This is a genomic window from Pseudoalteromonas sp. T1lg24 (assembly GCF_002964745.1).
Classification (GTDB): Bacteria; Pseudomonadota; Gammaproteobacteria; order Enterobacterales; family Alteromonadaceae; genus Pseudoalteromonas; species Pseudoalteromonas spongiae.
Genome location: NZ_PQCB01000006.1, coordinates 352,273 through 367,725, shown reverse-complemented (window position 1 = coordinate 367,725; position 15,453 = coordinate 352,273). Strand labels below are relative to the sequence as shown.

Sequence of the window (15,453 nt, the reverse complement as noted above, 5' to 3'; positions counted from 1 at the left end):
AGGCGCACTAAGCAGTTTTTAGTGCGCTGTTATACACTTCAATAAATACCTGCCAATCCTTTTCTAACCAATAAAATTGTGCGTTGCGATTAGCTTCTTTATCAAATGAGCGCTTTAGGCGTGTAATATTACTTTGCGCTTCTTGTTGATTGAATGCGGCGCGAGTGCCACGGTCAAAATCAATTAAGAAAACGCGTCCATCACTAATTAAAATATTATTGATATTAAGGTCGGCATGATTAACGCCGTGATTATGAAAATCGGCAATTGTTTTGGCACAGTCAGTAAGTTCTTTTTGACTTAATGATCGGATTTTTAGGATATCGAGTAGACTTTGTGAGTGGGGTAGTGCCTCGGTAATGATATCTCCACGATAGATTAACCCCGATGTTTCAACCTTAGCCGCAATGGGTTTAGGTACGGGGAGGCCAATACCTTCAAGCTCCACTAACAACTTGAACTCTTGGTATGTTCTTGTGTTTTCAAAGCCTAAATACAGGTATTGATCGGATAATAGTTTACCAATTAAGCCTCCACGCCAGTAATGGCGAAGTACACCCGTTGTATTACCACAATCAAAAAAGTAAGTTGTTGCACGGCCACGTTTTTTGGCGCTAATCAAATCATTACGGCTCAAATATTCAACATCAAATAAATTAGGATCGAACGCGCCCTCCAAATTGCTTGGAGTAATGATGGTGGCTGAACCGTGTTTTTGAAATGACAGCATGGCGATTTAAACTAAATACTAATTGCGTGCAAAAAGGGATTATACCAAGTTTTAATTTACGTTAAACTGCACGCATCTATTTATATGTTTTTAGGTAAATTGTGAGCTTACAAGGGCCGTTCAACGATATTTGTATTTTACGTCTTTCAGCAATCGGTGATGTATGTCATGCCGTTTCCACGGTGCAGGCAATTCAGCGTCATTATCCAAACGCTAAAATTACATGGGTTGTTGGAAAAATAGAGGCGATGTTATTAGCTGACTTACCGGGAGTTGAGCTGGTTGTTTTTGATAAAAAACAAGGCAAAGCGGCTTATCACTCACTTAAAGAACATTTTAAAGGGCGTAAGTTTGATGTGTTATTACACATGCAAGTTGCGCTGCGTGCCAATTTAGCGGCGCGTGTTATTCCTGCAAAAGTAAAAGTTGGATTTGATTGGCAGCGCGCTAAAGAAGGGCATTTTTTATTTACTAACCACTGTATTGCATCTGAAAAAGAAGCCCATGTACTTGAGGGGTTTCGTGGTTTCGCAAAAGCTATTGGTGTGCCTCATTATGAACCATCGTGGCAGATGCCAGTAACCCAAGAAGACAGAGACTTTGCTGAAGAAACATTATCGCCACTTGGCGATAAAGTATTGGTGCTTTCGCCTGCTGCAAGCAAGGCTGAGCGCAATTGGTTACCGGAGCGCTATGCCGAAATAGCGGATTATGCGGTGCAGCAAGGATTTAGTGTTGTTATAACGGGTGGCCCTACAGAGCTCGAGGTCACACTTGCAAAGAAAATTGAACATGCGATGAAATCAACAGCACTTAACCTTGTTGGCAAAACAAACTTAAAACAATTGTTATGTGTGTTAGAAAACGCCTCTCTTGTCATTGCGCCAGATACTGGCCCTGCACATATGGCGGTGACTATGGGCACGCCGGTGATTGGGCTATATGCACATTCGAATCCGGCACGTACCGGCCCTTACTTATACCAAGATTATGTGGTTGAGGTTTATCATCAAAACTTAAAAAAGCAAACTGGCAAAACAGCAACCCAATTGCCATGGGGTACACGTGTAAAAGGCAAAGATCTAATGCAACAAATTAGCGTAGACAGCGTTAAAGAGATGTTTGACCGTGTTGTGAACGAAAAGGCATTGTAATGAGTGATAAAGCTGTTTTTCTCGATAGAGATGGTGTTGTTAACGTTGATCACGCCTATGTTTATAAAATTGATGATTTTGAATTTATTGCTGGTGTATTTGAAGCGTGTCAGTTATTTCAGGCCGCGGGTTACAAAATTGTGATTGTAACGAATCAGTCAGGTATTGGGCGCGGTTACTATACCGAACAAGATTTTCATACGCTTACCGATTGGATGGTGGCACAGTTTAAACAACATAATGTGGAAATCAGTAAAGTCTACTTTTGCCCGCATCACCCAACTAAAGGTGTTGCACAATATAAACAGCAATGTGATTGCAGAAAACCAAAGCCAGGCATGCTATTGCAAGGTGTGAAAGAGCTCGGGCTGGACCCATCAAAATGCATTATGTTTGGCGATAAAGGCTCAGACATGTTAGCAGCAAAGGCGGCAGGGTTTAGTAAGAAGATTCTTGTTCAGTCAGGACAATCGTTTGACGAGCAAACTATCACGTTAGCTGATGACGTATGGCAATCGCTGAATTGCGCCAGTGAAAAGTTTAGTGAAAACACCTAGGATTAATTAGTGAACTATTTAAAATGCAGTTTATTAAACTGTATTTTTGTTTAGTTGTAGTTTTATCTACTTTTCTAATCGCATTTACTAGTATTAAGTGCATTTATCAACCTAACCTTTTACAATTACCCCTTTAAATATAAGCTACAATTTTAAGGCTTAGCATTCGCCGTTTTTAACGTATTTGTGGAAAACGTGCGAGCAACCCGTTCTATTAGGCATTGGAGACTTTGGATGAGAGCATCTGCATTTTTTGATCAGCTTAAACAACAGATTGAACAAGTAAAAGAAGATGGATTATACAAAAGTGAACGTGTAATCACGTCACAACAACAAGCTGAAATTGAAGTTGCATCTGGCGACTCGGTAATCAACTTTTGTGCAAATAACTACTTAGGTTTAGCAAATCACCCAGAGTTAATTAATGCAGCAAAAGCTGGATTAGATGACCACGGTTTTGGTGTGGCATCAGTGCGTTTTATTTGTGGTACGCAAGACATTCATAAAACGTTAGAAGCAAAAATCAGTAATTTTTTACAAACTGAAGATACCATTCTTTATTCATCTTGCTTCGATGCTAACGCAGGCCTTTTTGAAACAATTTTAGGCCCAGAAGATGCGATTATTTCAGACTCGTTAAACCATGCATCAATTATTGATGGTGTGCGCTTATGTAAAGCAAAACGTTTCCGTTATGCCAATAACGACATGGCTGATTTAGAGCAGCAATTAATTGCTGCTGATGAAGCGGGAGTTAAAACCAAACTAATTGCTACAGATGGTGTGTTCTCAATGGACGGCGTTATTTGTAACTTAGAAGCGTTATGTGATTTGGCTGACAAATACGATGCACTGGTAATGGTTGATGATTCTCACGCTGTGGGTTTTGTCGGCGAAAATGGACGTGGTACGCCTGAATACTGCAATGTAATGGACCGCGTAGATATTATCACGGGTACATTAGGTAAAGCGCTAGGTGGTGCATCGGGTGGTTATACGTCAGGTAAAGCTGAAATTGTAGAATGGTTACGTCAGCGTTCTCGTCCTTACTTATTCTCAAATTCTCTCGCGCCTTCAATCGTTACAGCATCAATCAAAGTACTTGATATGCTTGCTGATGGTAAAGAGCTGCGCGATACACTTTGGCAAAATGCGGCGTACTTCCGTGAGCAAATGGAAGCGGTTGGCTTTACTTGTGCAGGTAAAGACCACGCAATTATTCCAGTAATGTTAGGCGATGCTAAATTAGCAGCTGAAATGGCTGATAAGTTACTGGCTGAAGGCATTTACGTAACAGGTTTCTCATTCCCTGTAGTACCAAAAGGGCAAGCGCGTATTCGTACACAGATTTCCGCTGCGCATACCCGTGAGCAACTAGATAAAGCAATTGCTGCATTTACCCGTATTGGTAAAGAATTAGGTATCATTTAATTTGATATTGGCCTGTTAGATAACAGGCCTTTTTTGTGAGTAAAAAGATGAAAGCATTATCAAAACTTAAAGCTGAACCAGGGATCTGGATGACAGAAACGGCTAAACCGGAAGTTGGCCACAATGACTTATTAATCAAAATCCGTAAAACAGCGATCTGTGGTACCGATGTACATATCTACAAATGGGACGAATGGTCACAAAATACCATTCCTGTACCTATGGTTGTGGGTCACGAATACGTTGGCGAAGTAGTGGATATGGGCCAAGAAGTACGTGGTTTTAAAGTGGGTGATCGCGTATCGGGTGAAGGCCATATTACCTGTGGCCACTGTCGTAACTGTCGTGCAGGCCGTGTTCATTTATGTCGTAACACGACTGGTGTAGGTGTAAACCGCGAAGGTGCATTTGCAGAGTACTTAGTTATTCCTGCATACAATGCGTTTAAAATTCCTGACAACATCCCTGATGAATTAGCATCAATTTTTGACCCATTTGGCAACGCGGTTCACACGGCATTGTCTTTTGATTTAGTCGGTGAAGATGTACTGATCACAGGTGCTGGCCCGATTGGTATTATGGCTGCAGCGGTAGCTAAACATGTTGGTGCCCGTCATGTGGTAATTACGGATGTAAACGAATACCGTTTAGACCTTGCACGTAAAATGGGTGCAACACGCGCCGTAAACGTGGCGAATGAGAAATTAGAAGATGTGATGAATGAGCTTGGCATGACAGAAGGCTTTGATATTGGCCTTGAAATGTCAGGTGTACCGAGCGCGTTTAACAGCATGCTAAATAACATGAACCATGGCGGTAAAATTGCCATGCTAGGTATTCCACCATCAGATATGGCGGTTGACTGGAATCAGGTTATTTTTAAAGGGTTAATTATTAAAGGTATTTATGGCCGTGAAATGTTTGAAACTTGGTACAAAATGGCAAGCTTGATTCAATCTGGCTTAGATTTATCACCAATTATTACTCACGAATTCCACATTGATGACTTCCAACAAGGCTTTGATACCATGATTTCAGGCCAGTCAGGCAAAGTTATTTTAAATTGGGATTAAGCTATCGCTTGATGATATTATAAAGGGAGCATTTGCTCCCTTTTTTATTGAGGTATATATGTCATACAAACATATTTCAGTGTCGCAAACAGCAGAACTTCTTACAAATGACAATGTTGTTATTGCCGATATTCGTGATCCAAATAGTTTCAGCTCCGCACGTATTCCTGGATCTGAGCGTCTGTCGAATGAGAATTTGGCACAATTTTTAAATGAAAAAGATTATGAGCAACCAATAGTTGTTGTGTGTTATCACGGTATTAGTTCACAAAGTGCTGCGAACTATCTGGTTGAGCAGGGTTTTGAAGATGTTTACAGCATGGACGGTGGCTTTGCCGCGTGGGGTACTGAACAAGCAGACAATGTTGAGTCAGGTGCGTAATCATTGTGAAGCAACTTACTACGCTAAGTAATGTAAGGGCTGCACAAGGTTTTTGTGATTACCTTAATAGCATTAATATTCACTGTCAATTAAAGCCAATTAACAGTGAAACCGTTGTATTGCTGGTGTCAGAAAGTCAGTTTGAAGTTGCTGAAAAAGAATTGGCGCAATTCCAAGCCAACCCTCATCAAGCAAAGTATCTTGAGGCATCTTGGCAAGTTGGTTCAACCAATAGTGGACTAAGTTACGGCGGCAGTTCGCTTAATTTGATACCGCGATTTTTAAAGCTTTCACTACTTATCCAAAGCGTGTCATTGTTATCGATTTTGGTATATGGGGCGTTTGTTTTAGGCGGATTTGAGTGGTTGTTTCCATATCTTCAGTTTGCCCCTAATGCACCACATACTTGGCTTGCGCCTACTATTATGCATTTTTCAGCAATGCACTTGATCTTTAACTTGATGTGGTGGATGTACCTTGGCGATAAAATAGCTGAACAATTAGGTAAACGCTTTTTAGTATTGGTATTTATTGTTACAGCACTTGCCAGTAACTGGCTTCAGTTTGGGTTGATGAATGCTAACTTTGGCGGCCTGTCTGGTGTGGTTTATGGTTTATTAGGCTTTTGTTGGTTGTATGGTCATATTACAGGCAATAGCAAATTAGCCGTTAGTCCATCCATTGTTGGCTTTATGTTGGTGTGGCTGGTACTTGGTTTTGCCGATGTGTTGTTTATCAATATGGCTAATTGGGCACATTTAGGCGGGCTTGTTGCGGGTGCTGTATTGGGTGTTTTCGTTGCGAATAGCCATAAAAAAAGCAAAGTTAATTAACTTTGCTTTTCTTTTATTTAGTAATACAGGTACTTAGTAAATAGTACGTCGTGTACAATTTCTTGCCCCGTTTCCTCTTTCAATAACTCTTTAACTCGCTCGCTGCAACGCTTACGAATTTCCTCGCGGCCAGTTAGCGATTTAACGTGCTCTTCTTGCTCTTTGCTAATAATTTCAACAATCGCGTCACGTAGTAAAGGTGAGTGGTGTTCAACTACTTCTAAATTGCCCATATCTTTAATCATTAGTTCAACCGTTACTCTAACGTAACCTAATTTTTTATTTGAAGTCGCAATGTAGTTTGTAATGATATCTGGCTCAAAGCCAAAATAACCAAAGTTAGACGCAGCCTCGGCCTTAGGCGTTGATAGTGATAAAAAAAGTGTAATTAGAAATATCGATAGGCTACGCATTGCGTGACTAACACCTTGTTTTTCCCATAGTAACTTAACAATAATAATACTTGATTATGGGCTTTTTACTAGTCACTTAAACGTAATTTAATTGAAAATTTAATTTACCATTTAGCTCACTGTTATCCAGTGCTAAAATGGTGCGATTTTTTTTCGCAGCAGGTTATTGTGGTAACTTTCCCTTTAGATATTTCGGCGCAGTGGCATCAAAATTTTACCCAGCTAAATAGTGTGCAGAGTGAGTGGTTGTTAGAAACCGGTTCGCTTACTGCAAAGTTGAAGCAAAGGTTCTCGCAATTTAGTGTGCGCGTGCTAAGCGAAAAGCACATTACGCTCAGCGCGCAGCAAGCTAATGTGTTAGGTACTGAGCAGCAAACTGCGCTATGCCGCGAAGTTATTTTATATGGTGATGAAAAACCACGGGTGTATGCGCAAAGCTGGATCCCGCTAGAGCAATTAACTGACAATAGTCTGTTTTTAAATTTGGGGGAGCGCCCACTCGGTGAGTTTATTTTTCAGCACCCTAATTTAGTGCGGGAAGATTTAATGATCACCCAGTTTTCGGGCAGTGCACAACTTCACTCGTTATTACAAGATTTGTCGCTTGAAATCGCTGATGTTTCAGCTCGTCGCAGTGTGTTTCATTTAGCAGACCTGAAACTGATGGTGTGTGAAGCCTTTTTACCAGGAGCATTTGAATAACCATGAACCAGCTAACATGGCAAAATCGTGATGCCTATAAAGCGCTAATGCGCACTGATAAACCAATTGGTACCTTGCTTTTGCTATGGCCAACATACTGGCACTATGGCTAGCGAGTTCTGGTGTGCCAGATTTAACGATTTTGCTTATTTTTAGCGCTGGTGTATTTGTTATGCGCAGCGCTGGCTGTGTAATTAATGACTTTGCTGATCGTAAAGTGGATGGTTTAGTTAAACGCACTCATATGCGCCCATTGGCATCCGGTAAAGCAACACCAGTAGAGGCGATACAGCTTTTTACTCTACTGATTTTAATAGCATTTATCTTGGTGCTATTTTTAAATTGGCAAACCGTGTTACTGTCGTTTGGGGCGTTAGCATTAGCATTTTGTTATCCCTTTATGAAACGCTATACCCATTTGCCTCAAGTCGTGCTCGGCGCCGCATTTAGTTGGTCGATTCCAATGGCGTATATGGCTGTGCTTGGTGAAGTACCTGAAGAAGCGTGGTGGCTGTATTTTGCTAACCTCGTTTGGACTGTAGCATACGATACCATGTATGGCATGGTAGACAGGGACGATGACGTGAAAATTGGGGTTAAATCTACCGCTATTTTGTTTGGTCGTTTCGATAAAACCGCGGTATTTATACTGCAAATCGCTTTTTTACTGACCTTAGTATTTATTGGTTTCAACCGCAATTTGCCATGGCCATTTGACGTTGGCGTGCTGCTATCAGCATTTTTGTTGGCGCATCAGCAAGTAAAAATTAAGCACCGCGACCGCGATGCTTGTTTTTGGGCGTTCTTAAACAATAACTACGTTGGGCTATTTGTCTTTGTGGGCATAGCTGCAAGCTTTATTGGTTAGGGTCAACAAAGTTCGCACTTGAATTATTCTTTCTAAACCAACCAGCAATAGAGTAGCGTGTGCTACCAGCTGCTAATACTTCGTGCGGAAAGCGTTCACTTTCAAAACAAATTAACGTACCAGCCTTAGGTGCTACTTTAGCGAGTGGTTCTTTGCCTTTATCAGGGTAAATTAATAACTCGCCGCCTTGGTTTGGGGTATTTAAATAGCAAACTGTGGTAAATACACGATTTGATTTACCTTTAAACGCATCTAAATGTTTTTTGTAAAAATCACCTTGCTGATAAATCGCAAAATGGCATTCATAATCAAATAGGCCAAGGTAGAAGCTTTGATTGATTGCTACTCTAATTTGCTCCATAAGGGTTAGGTAACTCGTTTCGGCAGCTGTGTCACCATTGAACCATTTTGTTTTATCGCTACGAATAGCGCTTGCTTGCTGTAAATCCTGATGGCGTCCAATTTTAGCGTGTTGAAATTGTGTTTCTTGCGCTTCACATTGCTGCTGTAATTGAGCTATTAACTCTGCAGAAATCGCATTTTCGATAATGCAATAGCCGTTTTCCGCTATGTTATCGAGCAGGTTGTCGAGGTGTAAAAAGGTCTCGGGTGAGCAGTTCATAAATAACGCCAAATGTAAAAATTGGCGTTATTTTAAAGAACATCGAGTCAGTTAGAAAGTTGCTTTTGCAAGTTCAATTTCAGGGCGAGCACCTGCTTCTAAAGTAATAAAGTTTAAAAGCTCAGAAATATTAGGTGCCGTTAGATTCGCTTTTGCAATTTGCAGCTCTAAGTTGAGTTTTTCAGATTGCTCAATCATTTCGCTTAAATTTACAAGTTCTTCATTGTTGGTCACTTGCTGCATTAAATCGAGCGTAGTGAGTGCTATGTGATTACGGTCGCTTAATTTATTAACCACTTGCTCAAACGTACCTAATCGCAATGAATCTTGTTTGTTAAGATTAGTTGCTGCCTGATTAATTAATTTACCAAGTGCTTGATTAGTACTTACTGTCGCTAACATAGGTAGTTTGGTTATTTGTGATAACTGAACTGGTGAACTTTGTAAAATAGGGTGGTCTTTATGGCAGAACATTACCACTTGTTCTGGCAAGCAAAACATTTCACCTGAGCTTGTTGTGATAGGCGCATTAATTGCTAAATCAAGTTGACCATTTCGAATATTCTGCAATAACGTGTCGGTATCTTGTAGTTGCATTTCAATTGAAATGTTCGGAAATTGTTGCATAAACTTGCCACACGCTTGTGGCACTAGGCCAATGGCTTCTGGGCTATACCCAATAACAATTTTTTCGTTTTTGGCTTCGGTAAATTTACTTAATTTTTGTTTAAGTAATGCATGATTATCGAGCGCTTGTTGGCAGTACTGTAAAAATACTTCGCCCGCAGCGGTTAGCTTAACCGAGCGCGTCGAACGTGTTAATAAATTGCAAGCGAGATCTAATTCAAGCGTTTGAATGCTGCGGGTAAGGGCTGATGTGCTTAAGTTACACACCTCTGCAGCTTTGCGAAAATGTTGATGATGGGCAAGTGCAATAAATTGTTCAAATTGCTCTATACGCATGATTACTCCTGTAAACTAAAATCCGTGATTGTTGCTAATGAGAACATAATTAGGGTACAAATACCATTGCTAAAGTGTAATTAATTATTAGAGTTATCATTCTACGTAAATGAATGATAACGAAGTTAAAAGTTACACATTAGAGCAAGACTTTGGACTTAGTAAAACACTACTTTAGTTTGTTGTGTTTTTTATTCAGTTTACCGACGTATTTTTAATATTGGTTAATGCGTCATTAGGAATAGTCGCAACCGTAAAGTTAGAACGAAAAAGTAAATAAAACGGCTAACTGTTTTTCTCAGTCGGGAAATTGATCTCTTATTGCTAAAAATTCATCGAGGTTATCAATAAAAATCTCAATTAGTTTGGGATCAAACTGCTTACCTTTTTCATCTTTTAACAGTGTAAGTATTTTATCGAGCGGCCAAGCGGGTTTGTAGCAGCGCTCGCTGCCAAGTGCATCAAACACATCTGCAAGTGCGGTAATACGCCCTGATATATCAATATCTTCACCTGCAAGTTGCTGCGGGTAACCCTTGCCGTCCCAGCGTTCATGATGTTCGTACGCAATCGTCGCACCTTGTTTTAAAATTTCATTAGTTGAGTTTTTAAGTATGTCATAGCCAATCTCAGCGTGTGATTGCATAATTTCCCATTCTTGGGCGTCATGCTTTCCGGGTTTATTGAGAATATGATCTGGGATGGAGATTTTACCAATATCGTGTAGCGGTGAAGCCAGTTTGATAATTTCCGCCTGATACGGGGTTAACCCATATTTAATTGCAAGCAAATAACTATAATGGGCCACACGTTTTACGTGGCTGCCCGTTTCTTTACTGCGTTTTTCAACGGCTTCCCCAAGAATATAAGAGAGCTCTTTTTGTGATTCTCTAATGAGTTCACGCAGCCGTAAGTTGTCGTATGCAAGGGCAATGTTATGGGCAAAAAACTCTAACAGTTGATGGTCTGAAGCGTTTAAGTCTGACGATTTACTGACGTACAACATAGTCTCTAAGCCGCCTTTTGTTGGGAAATAGCCAACATACTCCTGCGGTGTTTTAAACGATGACTTCGTATTGTGTGCTTGCTCGAATAAATTGCCAATTTCGCTTGGTACGTCTTGCTTTGTGTTATCAGCACCAGAGCAAGCTAGTAGTTTAAAATCTGTTGCATTATCGGTCTGCGAGTTGATTGCTGCGGCACAGTAAATCTCTTTATTGCTGTGGCCAATTACACCTGAAACATGCTCTAGGATTGAAGATGCAAATTCGTTAACCGTTTCACACTCTAAGAATTTAGCAGAAGCATTAATAATGTTTTCAAGTCCCAATTTATGCTGCTCAATAATGCAAATATCGCGATAAGAGCGAAGGGCAGAGTACAGCAATGTTTTGAGTTTTATTGCAGTGAGTTCGGTTTTGTTTTTGTAATCGTTAATATCGTAATCACGAATCACTGACTCTTCGGGGGCTTCACCGGGTTGTCCGGTACGTAAAATCAGACGAATATCGTGATTATCGGCGTCTTCGCGAATATAACGAATGAGATCTAAACCAGCGTGGCTGGTTTCCATCACTACATCTACTAATGCTACGGCAACCTCGGGCAACCCTTTAAGCATTTGCATTGCCTCAGCGGCAGTGTATGCGTGGTGAAAAATCAGCCGCTTATCTTCAAACGTAAAGCCGTTTAGAACTAGCTTGGTGACCTGATGAATATCTTCTTCATCATCAACTACCAAAATATTCCAACTCTCGTCGTTTGACGCTTTTGCAATGTCATCAATTTGCTCGTCGGCAAATAGAAAGTCCGTCACAGTCGCTGCTCTAATTTATGAACCTTGTTTAAAAGTATAGAAGCAAAAAACTAGAGTAGTGAAATATTAAATGTCACAAATATTGCGTCGCGTTGTGAGGCTAGGGCTGTTATATGGCGCTGTCGTCATTATCAATAACGGGTTTACTTTCGATATTATTGAGTTCGATTTCGATAGCCTGACAAGAGATATGAATTTCGTAAAGTGACAACACCAAAGAGTACAGCAAGCACGCTAAGCTTAAACCAAATAAGCCTGTACCCAGCAAGTTTTGTGTGAGAAATACTGCGAACATTGCTGCGGTGCAAAGCAAAAAGGAAAGCACACCAAAAAACTGCATGCGGCGAATCAAATTTAGGCGGTCGCGAAGGTTGGAAATTTGCGCCTTCACCATAGCGCGAATTTCATTGCCATTTTCACGTGAATTTAGTTGCCTAATAAGCTGTGCAAGTACCAAAAAACGGTTGGTATATGCTAGTAAAAGCAATGATATTGCTGGAAAAAGCAGCGCTGGGGTGGTTAAGTTTAGTTCAATTGTCATACCGTTTTAATAATTTCTTTTTTAGTAATAAATACTTATTTTCTTTATTTTACAACTAGGTTATTCCATCCGACTATATTGTAGGCTAGACTAAAGCGCAAAAATAACACGATTAAATCTCATCGCTATAGTAAGCAGTGCCAGATTTTATTGTCTACACTTATCTTTGATTTTTATTATTCATAACAACGAATGATAACAAAGAAACTTTATACGTAAATTGGATTACATTAGAGCAATAATAATAAAAAGCTCAAAGGGGGATACATGGGTGAAAATAAGAGCAAGCAGTTAAATGAAGTGCTGAGTGCTTTAAACAGTTTATCGCCTAGTGATGTGTTTAATCTTGCAGCAGAAAAAGTGAATGCAAGTCAAGAAAGTATCGAGCAACAGGTTGCTGACGCAATTGAGTTCGAACATCCGTATATTTCTGAATTAAGTCAAACCTTTACGACGAATATCGCGCCGATATTGCAAACTCTTTTACTGAGCGCGAGTCAACAGGCGCTAGAAAAAGGCCATCAAGCGGCAATGGTTCAACATCAAAATGATGAAGATGAGCACATTCAGCAGCTTGAAGCGCAACTTGCCGAATTTAAAAAGAAAGCAAATCAATTAGAGCTGGATAACGAATCGCTAGAAGAGGCGATTGCAGCGAAAGAAGCTGAGCTTGAAAAGGTAAGTGACGAATTAAGCTCTCAATCAGAGCAGCAACAAGGCGAACTAAGTGGCAAAATTGCCGAGCTTACAGAAAGCCTTGAACTTGCAGAGTCGCAGCTTCACAAACAAAAAGAACAGAACGAAGCGCAGTCGAACAAGCTTAAACAGTTGATTGAAGAGCGCAGAACAGAGCATCAAAGCCAAGATCAAAAGCTGGTTGAAGTGAAAAAAGTATTTACTGATGAAATTGAGCTGTTAAAGCAAGAATCAACCAGTAAAGACGAAGTTATCGAGAAATTAAAGCAACAGCTTGATGATGTAAGCGGCGAGCTAGACTCAGTACATGAGAAGCACCAATCACTGTCGCAAGAAGCGAATAAAGACAGTGAAACATTGCGCTCGATGTTAGAAGACAAAGAGAAATCACTGCAACAATACGAGAAAGATAAAGCAGAACTTGAAAGCCAAGTGAAAGAGCAATCAGAGGTTGTTGGTAAACTTGAAGAGCAAAACAAACTGCTTTCATCTGATATTGAACAGCACAAAGAGCAAGTTAGCGAACTGTCTGAGAAGTTAACGCAAATCAGTCAAGAAAGTGAAGGTCGCTTCAACGATTTGAAGAAAGACTTGAGCCAAGAAGCAAGCGCGCTTAAAGAAAAAGTGAAAGCGCAAGCAGATGCTCTTTCTGAAGAAACATCTAAAAACCAAGAGTTAATGGAAAAACTCACACTGCTTGAAAACGCGAAGCAAGATGACCAAGATTTGATTTCGCAGTTACGCCGTCAGTTAGAAGCGCAAGACACTGCGCTTAACCGAGAACAAGGTCGTAACTCAAGCTTGTTAAGCCGTATTGAAAAAGATACTCAACAAGCACGTGGTGCTTATGAGTCAATACGTAGCGAAAACATTGGTTTAACGGACCGCGTGGAAGAGCTTGAAGCAAAAGTAACCGAATTTAAGCTTAAGTTTGAATACGCACAGAAACAGCTTAACCAAGAATAATAGTTAGAATAGAAAAAAGGCGTGCTAATTAGCACGCCTTTTTTTATGTGTTTTAAGCTGAATCTTGCTACAATTCGCCTAATTAAATTTTAGACTGAACAATAATGAAAAAACCTAATAACTTTCAGCGTATTCGCGAACTTAACTATGTACAGCAGGCATCTTTAGCAGCGGCAATGATTGAACGAATGCTGCCTAATTATTTGTTATTTAGTGAAGCGTTAGAGTTTGGTAATGGTACAGAGTTGCGTAATGCTCTTAACTCATTATGGGAAAAACTATTATTGCCAAAAGCTAAAATTAGCTTAGAAAAATTAAACGAAAAGGTTGAACAAAATACGCCTGATCTCAACGACTTTGATATGTTTGGCGTATACCCTGCAATTGATACGTGTACTGCGTTAATTACCTTAATTAACGGTATGCAGCAAAAAGAAGAAGCTAATTTTGTTGATGTGTGCAAAATATCGCAAGCAAGTGTGGCGAAGTTTATCGAATACCAATTAACATCTGAAGGTGAAATAGCCGATAACGCAGCGCTTCGTGCTCACCCTCTAATGGCATACGAAATGGAAGTGCTAGCAGAGTTGATTGATAAAGTTGAGTCATTTGAACGTATCGATAAAGATGCAGTGAAAGCGTTAAAACAATTAGCAATTGCTGATGGTCAAAGCAATATCGGTATTGAAATTTAACGCTTTTATGGGCTACTTGGTCGCTAACAAGTAGCTCGTAACCTGACCAAAATTCTTTTCCTTTAAAATTTGCCAGCCGTCTGGGAAATTCAAGTTTACTAATTCTTTTTCGACTTCCAAATACACAACCGCATCGTTATTTAGCAAATTATTGTCAGCTAATAAGTGACAGGTTTTTTCTGCTAAATTTTTGCGAAAGGGGGGATCAATAAATACTAAGTCGAATTTATCAGCTAGTTTGGGCAGAACCTCTAAACTGTTCCCATGTTTTAATGTGGTATTTTCTGCTTTAAGTACATTGATATTTTCAGCGATCTGTCGATGTGCTGTTGCATCCAGTTCAATAAACGTTACTTTGTCGGCGTAGCGAGACAGAGCTTCGAATCCTAAACCACCTGAACCTGCAAAACAATCTAACACATTGGCATTGCTGGTGTATGGCATCAACCAGTTAAATACGGTTTCCTTCACTCTATCTGTTGTAGGTCTCAAGCCTTCAACATCATGCACTTTTAACTTTCTCGAACGGAACTTGCCGCCAATAATTCTAATTTGACCAGAATTGTTTGTTGGCTTGTTTTTTTGCTTGTGTGATCGCATTACAAATTTACTTACAGAATTAGACTAAAAAACCAATATGATTTTTTTCATTCACCGGTGAAAGTGATACCATATTGGGAATTGTAGTTTATCAGAATTTTGTGATTGGTATTTAACTTAAATGGCAAAAAATAAATTTTTATCTTGGCTTGGTTTCGGCAAAAAAGACGAGCAACAGCAACAAGAAGAAGCACGCCTAGCGGCAGAAGAACAAGCGCGATTAGAAGCGGAAGAAAAGGCACGTTTAGAAGCTGAGGCTGAAGAAAAACGCCAAGCGGAAGAAGCAGAACGTTTAGCTGCTGAGGCGGAAGAAAAACGCCAAGCTGAGCAAGCTGCACGCTTAGCAGCTGAGGCAGAAGAAAAACGCCAAGCAGAGCAAGCGGCACGTTTAGCTGCTGAGGCAGAAGAAAA

Annotated in this window: 16 protein-coding genes and 2 pseudogenes; 11 read left to right on the top strand and 7 right to left on the bottom strand. The window is 40.1% G+C overall.

The genetic code is table 11. The features are described 5' to 3' along the window. Nucleotides 1-7: 7 nt before the first annotated feature. Entirely contained in the window at nt 8-730 is a 723-nt protein-coding gene (locus tag C2M30_RS04725) for a 3-deoxy-D-manno-octulosonic acid kinase (protein WP_105170839.1), read from the bottom strand. A gap of 101 nt (nt 731-831) precedes the next feature. Between C2M30_RS04725 and C2M30_RS04720 the strand changes: the two genes are divergently transcribed. The 6 genes from C2M30_RS04720 (at nt 832) to glpG (ending at nt 6,160) form a co-directional block, all read left to right on the top strand. After that, nucleotides 832-1,884, top strand: coding sequence for a glycosyltransferase family 9 protein (locus tag C2M30_RS04720; protein ID WP_105170838.1), 1,053 nt, complete (start codon nt 832-834; stop codon nt 1,882-1,884). After that, complete coding sequence (gene gmhB / locus C2M30_RS04715; protein WP_105170837.1) at nt 1,884-2,441, top strand: D-glycero-beta-D-manno-heptose 1,7-bisphosphate 7-phosphatase; 558 nt, start codon at nt 1,884-1,886, stop codon at nt 2,439-2,441. Before C2M30_RS04720 ends, gmhB begins: the two co-directional genes overlap by 1 nt. 234 nt (nt 2,442-2,675) lie before the next feature. Beyond that, entirely contained in the window at nt 2,676-3,872 is a 1,197-nt protein-coding gene (locus tag C2M30_RS04710; protein WP_010560850.1) for a glycine C-acetyltransferase, read from the top strand. A gap of 47 nt (nt 3,873-3,919) precedes the next feature. Continuing rightward, complete coding sequence (gene tdh, locus C2M30_RS04705) at nt 3,920-4,945, top strand: L-threonine 3-dehydrogenase (RefSeq protein WP_054978625.1); 1,026 nt, start codon at nt 3,920-3,922, stop codon at nt 4,943-4,945. 58 nt (nt 4,946-5,003) lie between these two features. Next, nucleotides 5,004-5,327 (top strand): thiosulfate sulfurtransferase GlpE, encoded by a 324-nt coding sequence (gene glpE / locus C2M30_RS04700; RefSeq protein ID WP_105170836.1) that lies wholly within the window; start codon nt 5,004-5,006, stop codon nt 5,325-5,327. 5 nt (nt 5,328-5,332) lie between these two features. Next, entirely contained in the window at nt 5,333-6,160 is an 828-nt protein-coding gene (gene glpG / locus C2M30_RS04695; protein ID WP_105170835.1) for a rhomboid family intramembrane serine protease GlpG, read from the top strand. Nucleotides 6,161-6,177: 17 nt separating this feature from the next. Here glpG and C2M30_RS04690 read toward each other — a convergent pair whose 3' ends face one another. After that, entirely contained in the window at nt 6,178-6,573 is a 396-nt protein-coding gene (locus C2M30_RS04690) for a flagellar basal body-associated protein FliL (protein WP_100912842.1), read from the bottom strand. 168 nt (nt 6,574-6,741) lie between these two features. Between C2M30_RS04690 and C2M30_RS04685 the strand changes: the two genes are divergently transcribed. Continuing rightward, nucleotides 6,742-7,275, top strand: a complete 534-nt coding sequence (locus tag C2M30_RS04685) for a chorismate--pyruvate lyase family protein (RefSeq protein ID WP_105171149.1) — start codon at nt 6,742-6,744, stop codon at nt 7,273-7,275. 2 nt (nt 7,276-7,277) lie between these two features. Next, nucleotides 7,278-8,143: pseudogene (gene ubiA, locus C2M30_RS04680) on the top strand (4-hydroxybenzoate octaprenyltransferase). On the opposite strand, the gene C2M30_RS04675 reads toward ubiA, so the two are convergent. From C2M30_RS04675 to C2M30_RS04660, 4 genes are all read right to left on the bottom strand, one after another. Beyond that, nucleotides 8,133-8,765, bottom strand: a complete 633-nt coding sequence (locus C2M30_RS04675) for a 2OG-Fe(II) oxygenase (protein ID WP_105170834.1) — start codon at nt 8,763-8,765, stop codon at nt 8,133-8,135. The pseudogene ubiA and the gene C2M30_RS04675 overlap by 11 nt on opposite strands. Before the next feature lie 51 nt (nt 8,766-8,816). Beyond that, complete coding sequence (locus C2M30_RS04670; RefSeq protein WP_105170833.1) at nt 8,817-9,728, bottom strand: LysR family transcriptional regulator; 912 nt, start codon at nt 9,726-9,728, stop codon at nt 8,817-8,819. Between the two features lie 298 nt (nt 9,729-10,026). After that, a complete protein-coding gene (locus tag C2M30_RS04665; RefSeq protein WP_105170832.1) occupies nt 10,027-11,544 on the bottom strand; it encodes a DUF3369 domain-containing protein in 1,518 nt (505 codons plus the stop codon). A 109-nt stretch (nt 11,545-11,653) separates the two neighbouring features. Further along, complete coding sequence (locus C2M30_RS04660) at nt 11,654-12,085, bottom strand: DUF2721 domain-containing protein (protein WP_010560840.1); 432 nt, start codon at nt 12,083-12,085, stop codon at nt 11,654-11,656. A 267-nt stretch (nt 12,086-12,352) separates the two neighbouring features. Here C2M30_RS04660 and C2M30_RS04655 point away from each other — a divergent pair, with 267 nt between their 5' ends. Then, on the top strand, nt 12,353-13,747 hold the full coding sequence (locus C2M30_RS04655; protein ID WP_010560839.1) for a hypothetical protein: 1,395 nt from the start codon (nt 12,353-12,355) through the stop codon (nt 13,745-13,747). Between the two features lie 104 nt (nt 13,748-13,851). Beyond that, nucleotides 13,852-14,442, top strand: a complete 591-nt coding sequence (locus tag C2M30_RS04650) for a YjaG family protein (protein WP_010560838.1) — start codon at nt 13,852-13,854, stop codon at nt 14,440-14,442. A gap of 12 nt (nt 14,443-14,454) precedes the next feature. Here C2M30_RS04650 and rsmD read toward each other — a convergent pair whose 3' ends face one another. Beyond that, on the bottom strand, nt 14,455-15,042 hold the full coding sequence (gene rsmD, locus C2M30_RS04645) for a 16S rRNA (guanine(966)-N(2))-methyltransferase RsmD (protein ID WP_105170831.1): 588 nt from the start codon (nt 15,040-15,042) through the stop codon (nt 14,455-14,457). 121 nt (nt 15,043-15,163) lie between these two features. On the opposite strand from rsmD, the pseudogene C2M30_RS04640 reads away from it, so the two are divergent. Then, nucleotides 15,164-15,453 (top strand): annotated as a pseudogene (locus tag C2M30_RS04640) (signal recognition particle-docking protein FtsY); the annotation flags it as partial.

Excerpts from the sequence above, each read along its gene's own strand:
- C2M30_RS04725 (WP_105170839.1), bottom strand. The coding sequence starts at position 730 with ATGCTGTCATTTCAAAAACACGGTTCAGCCACCATCATTACTCCAAGC.
- gmhB (WP_105170837.1), top strand. The coding sequence starts at position 1,884 with ATGAGTGATAAAGCTGTTTTTCTCGATAGAGATGGTGTTGTTAACGTT.
- C2M30_RS04710 (WP_010560850.1), top strand. The coding sequence starts at position 2,676 with ATGAGAGCATCTGCATTTTTTGATCAGCTTAAACAACAGATTGAACAA.
- tdh (WP_054978625.1), top strand. The coding sequence starts at position 3,920 with ATGAAAGCATTATCAAAACTTAAAGCTGAACCAGGGATCTGGATGACA.
- glpE (WP_105170836.1), top strand. The coding sequence starts at position 5,004 with ATGTCATACAAACATATTTCAGTGTCGCAAACAGCAGAACTTCTTACA.
- C2M30_RS04690 (WP_100912842.1), bottom strand. The coding sequence starts at position 6,573 with ATGCGTAGCCTATCGATATTTCTAATTACACTTTTTTTATCACTATCA.
- C2M30_RS04675 (WP_105170834.1), bottom strand. The coding sequence starts at position 8,765 with ATGAACTGCTCACCCGAGACCTTTTTACACCTCGACAACCTGCTCGAT.
- C2M30_RS04670 (WP_105170833.1), bottom strand. The coding sequence starts at position 9,728 with ATGCGTATAGAGCAATTTGAACAATTTATTGCACTTGCCCATCATCAA.
- C2M30_RS04660 (WP_010560840.1), bottom strand. The coding sequence starts at position 12,085 with ATGACAATTGAACTAAACTTAACCACCCCAGCGCTGCTTTTTCCAGCA.
- C2M30_RS04655 (WP_010560839.1), top strand. The coding sequence starts at position 12,353 with ATGGGTGAAAATAAGAGCAAGCAGTTAAATGAAGTGCTGAGTGCTTTA.
- C2M30_RS04650 (WP_010560838.1), top strand. The coding sequence starts at position 13,852 with ATGAAAAAACCTAATAACTTTCAGCGTATTCGCGAACTTAACTATGTA.
- rsmD (WP_105170831.1), bottom strand. The coding sequence starts at position 15,042 with ATGCGATCACACAAGCAAAAAAACAAGCCAACAAACAATTCTGGTCAA.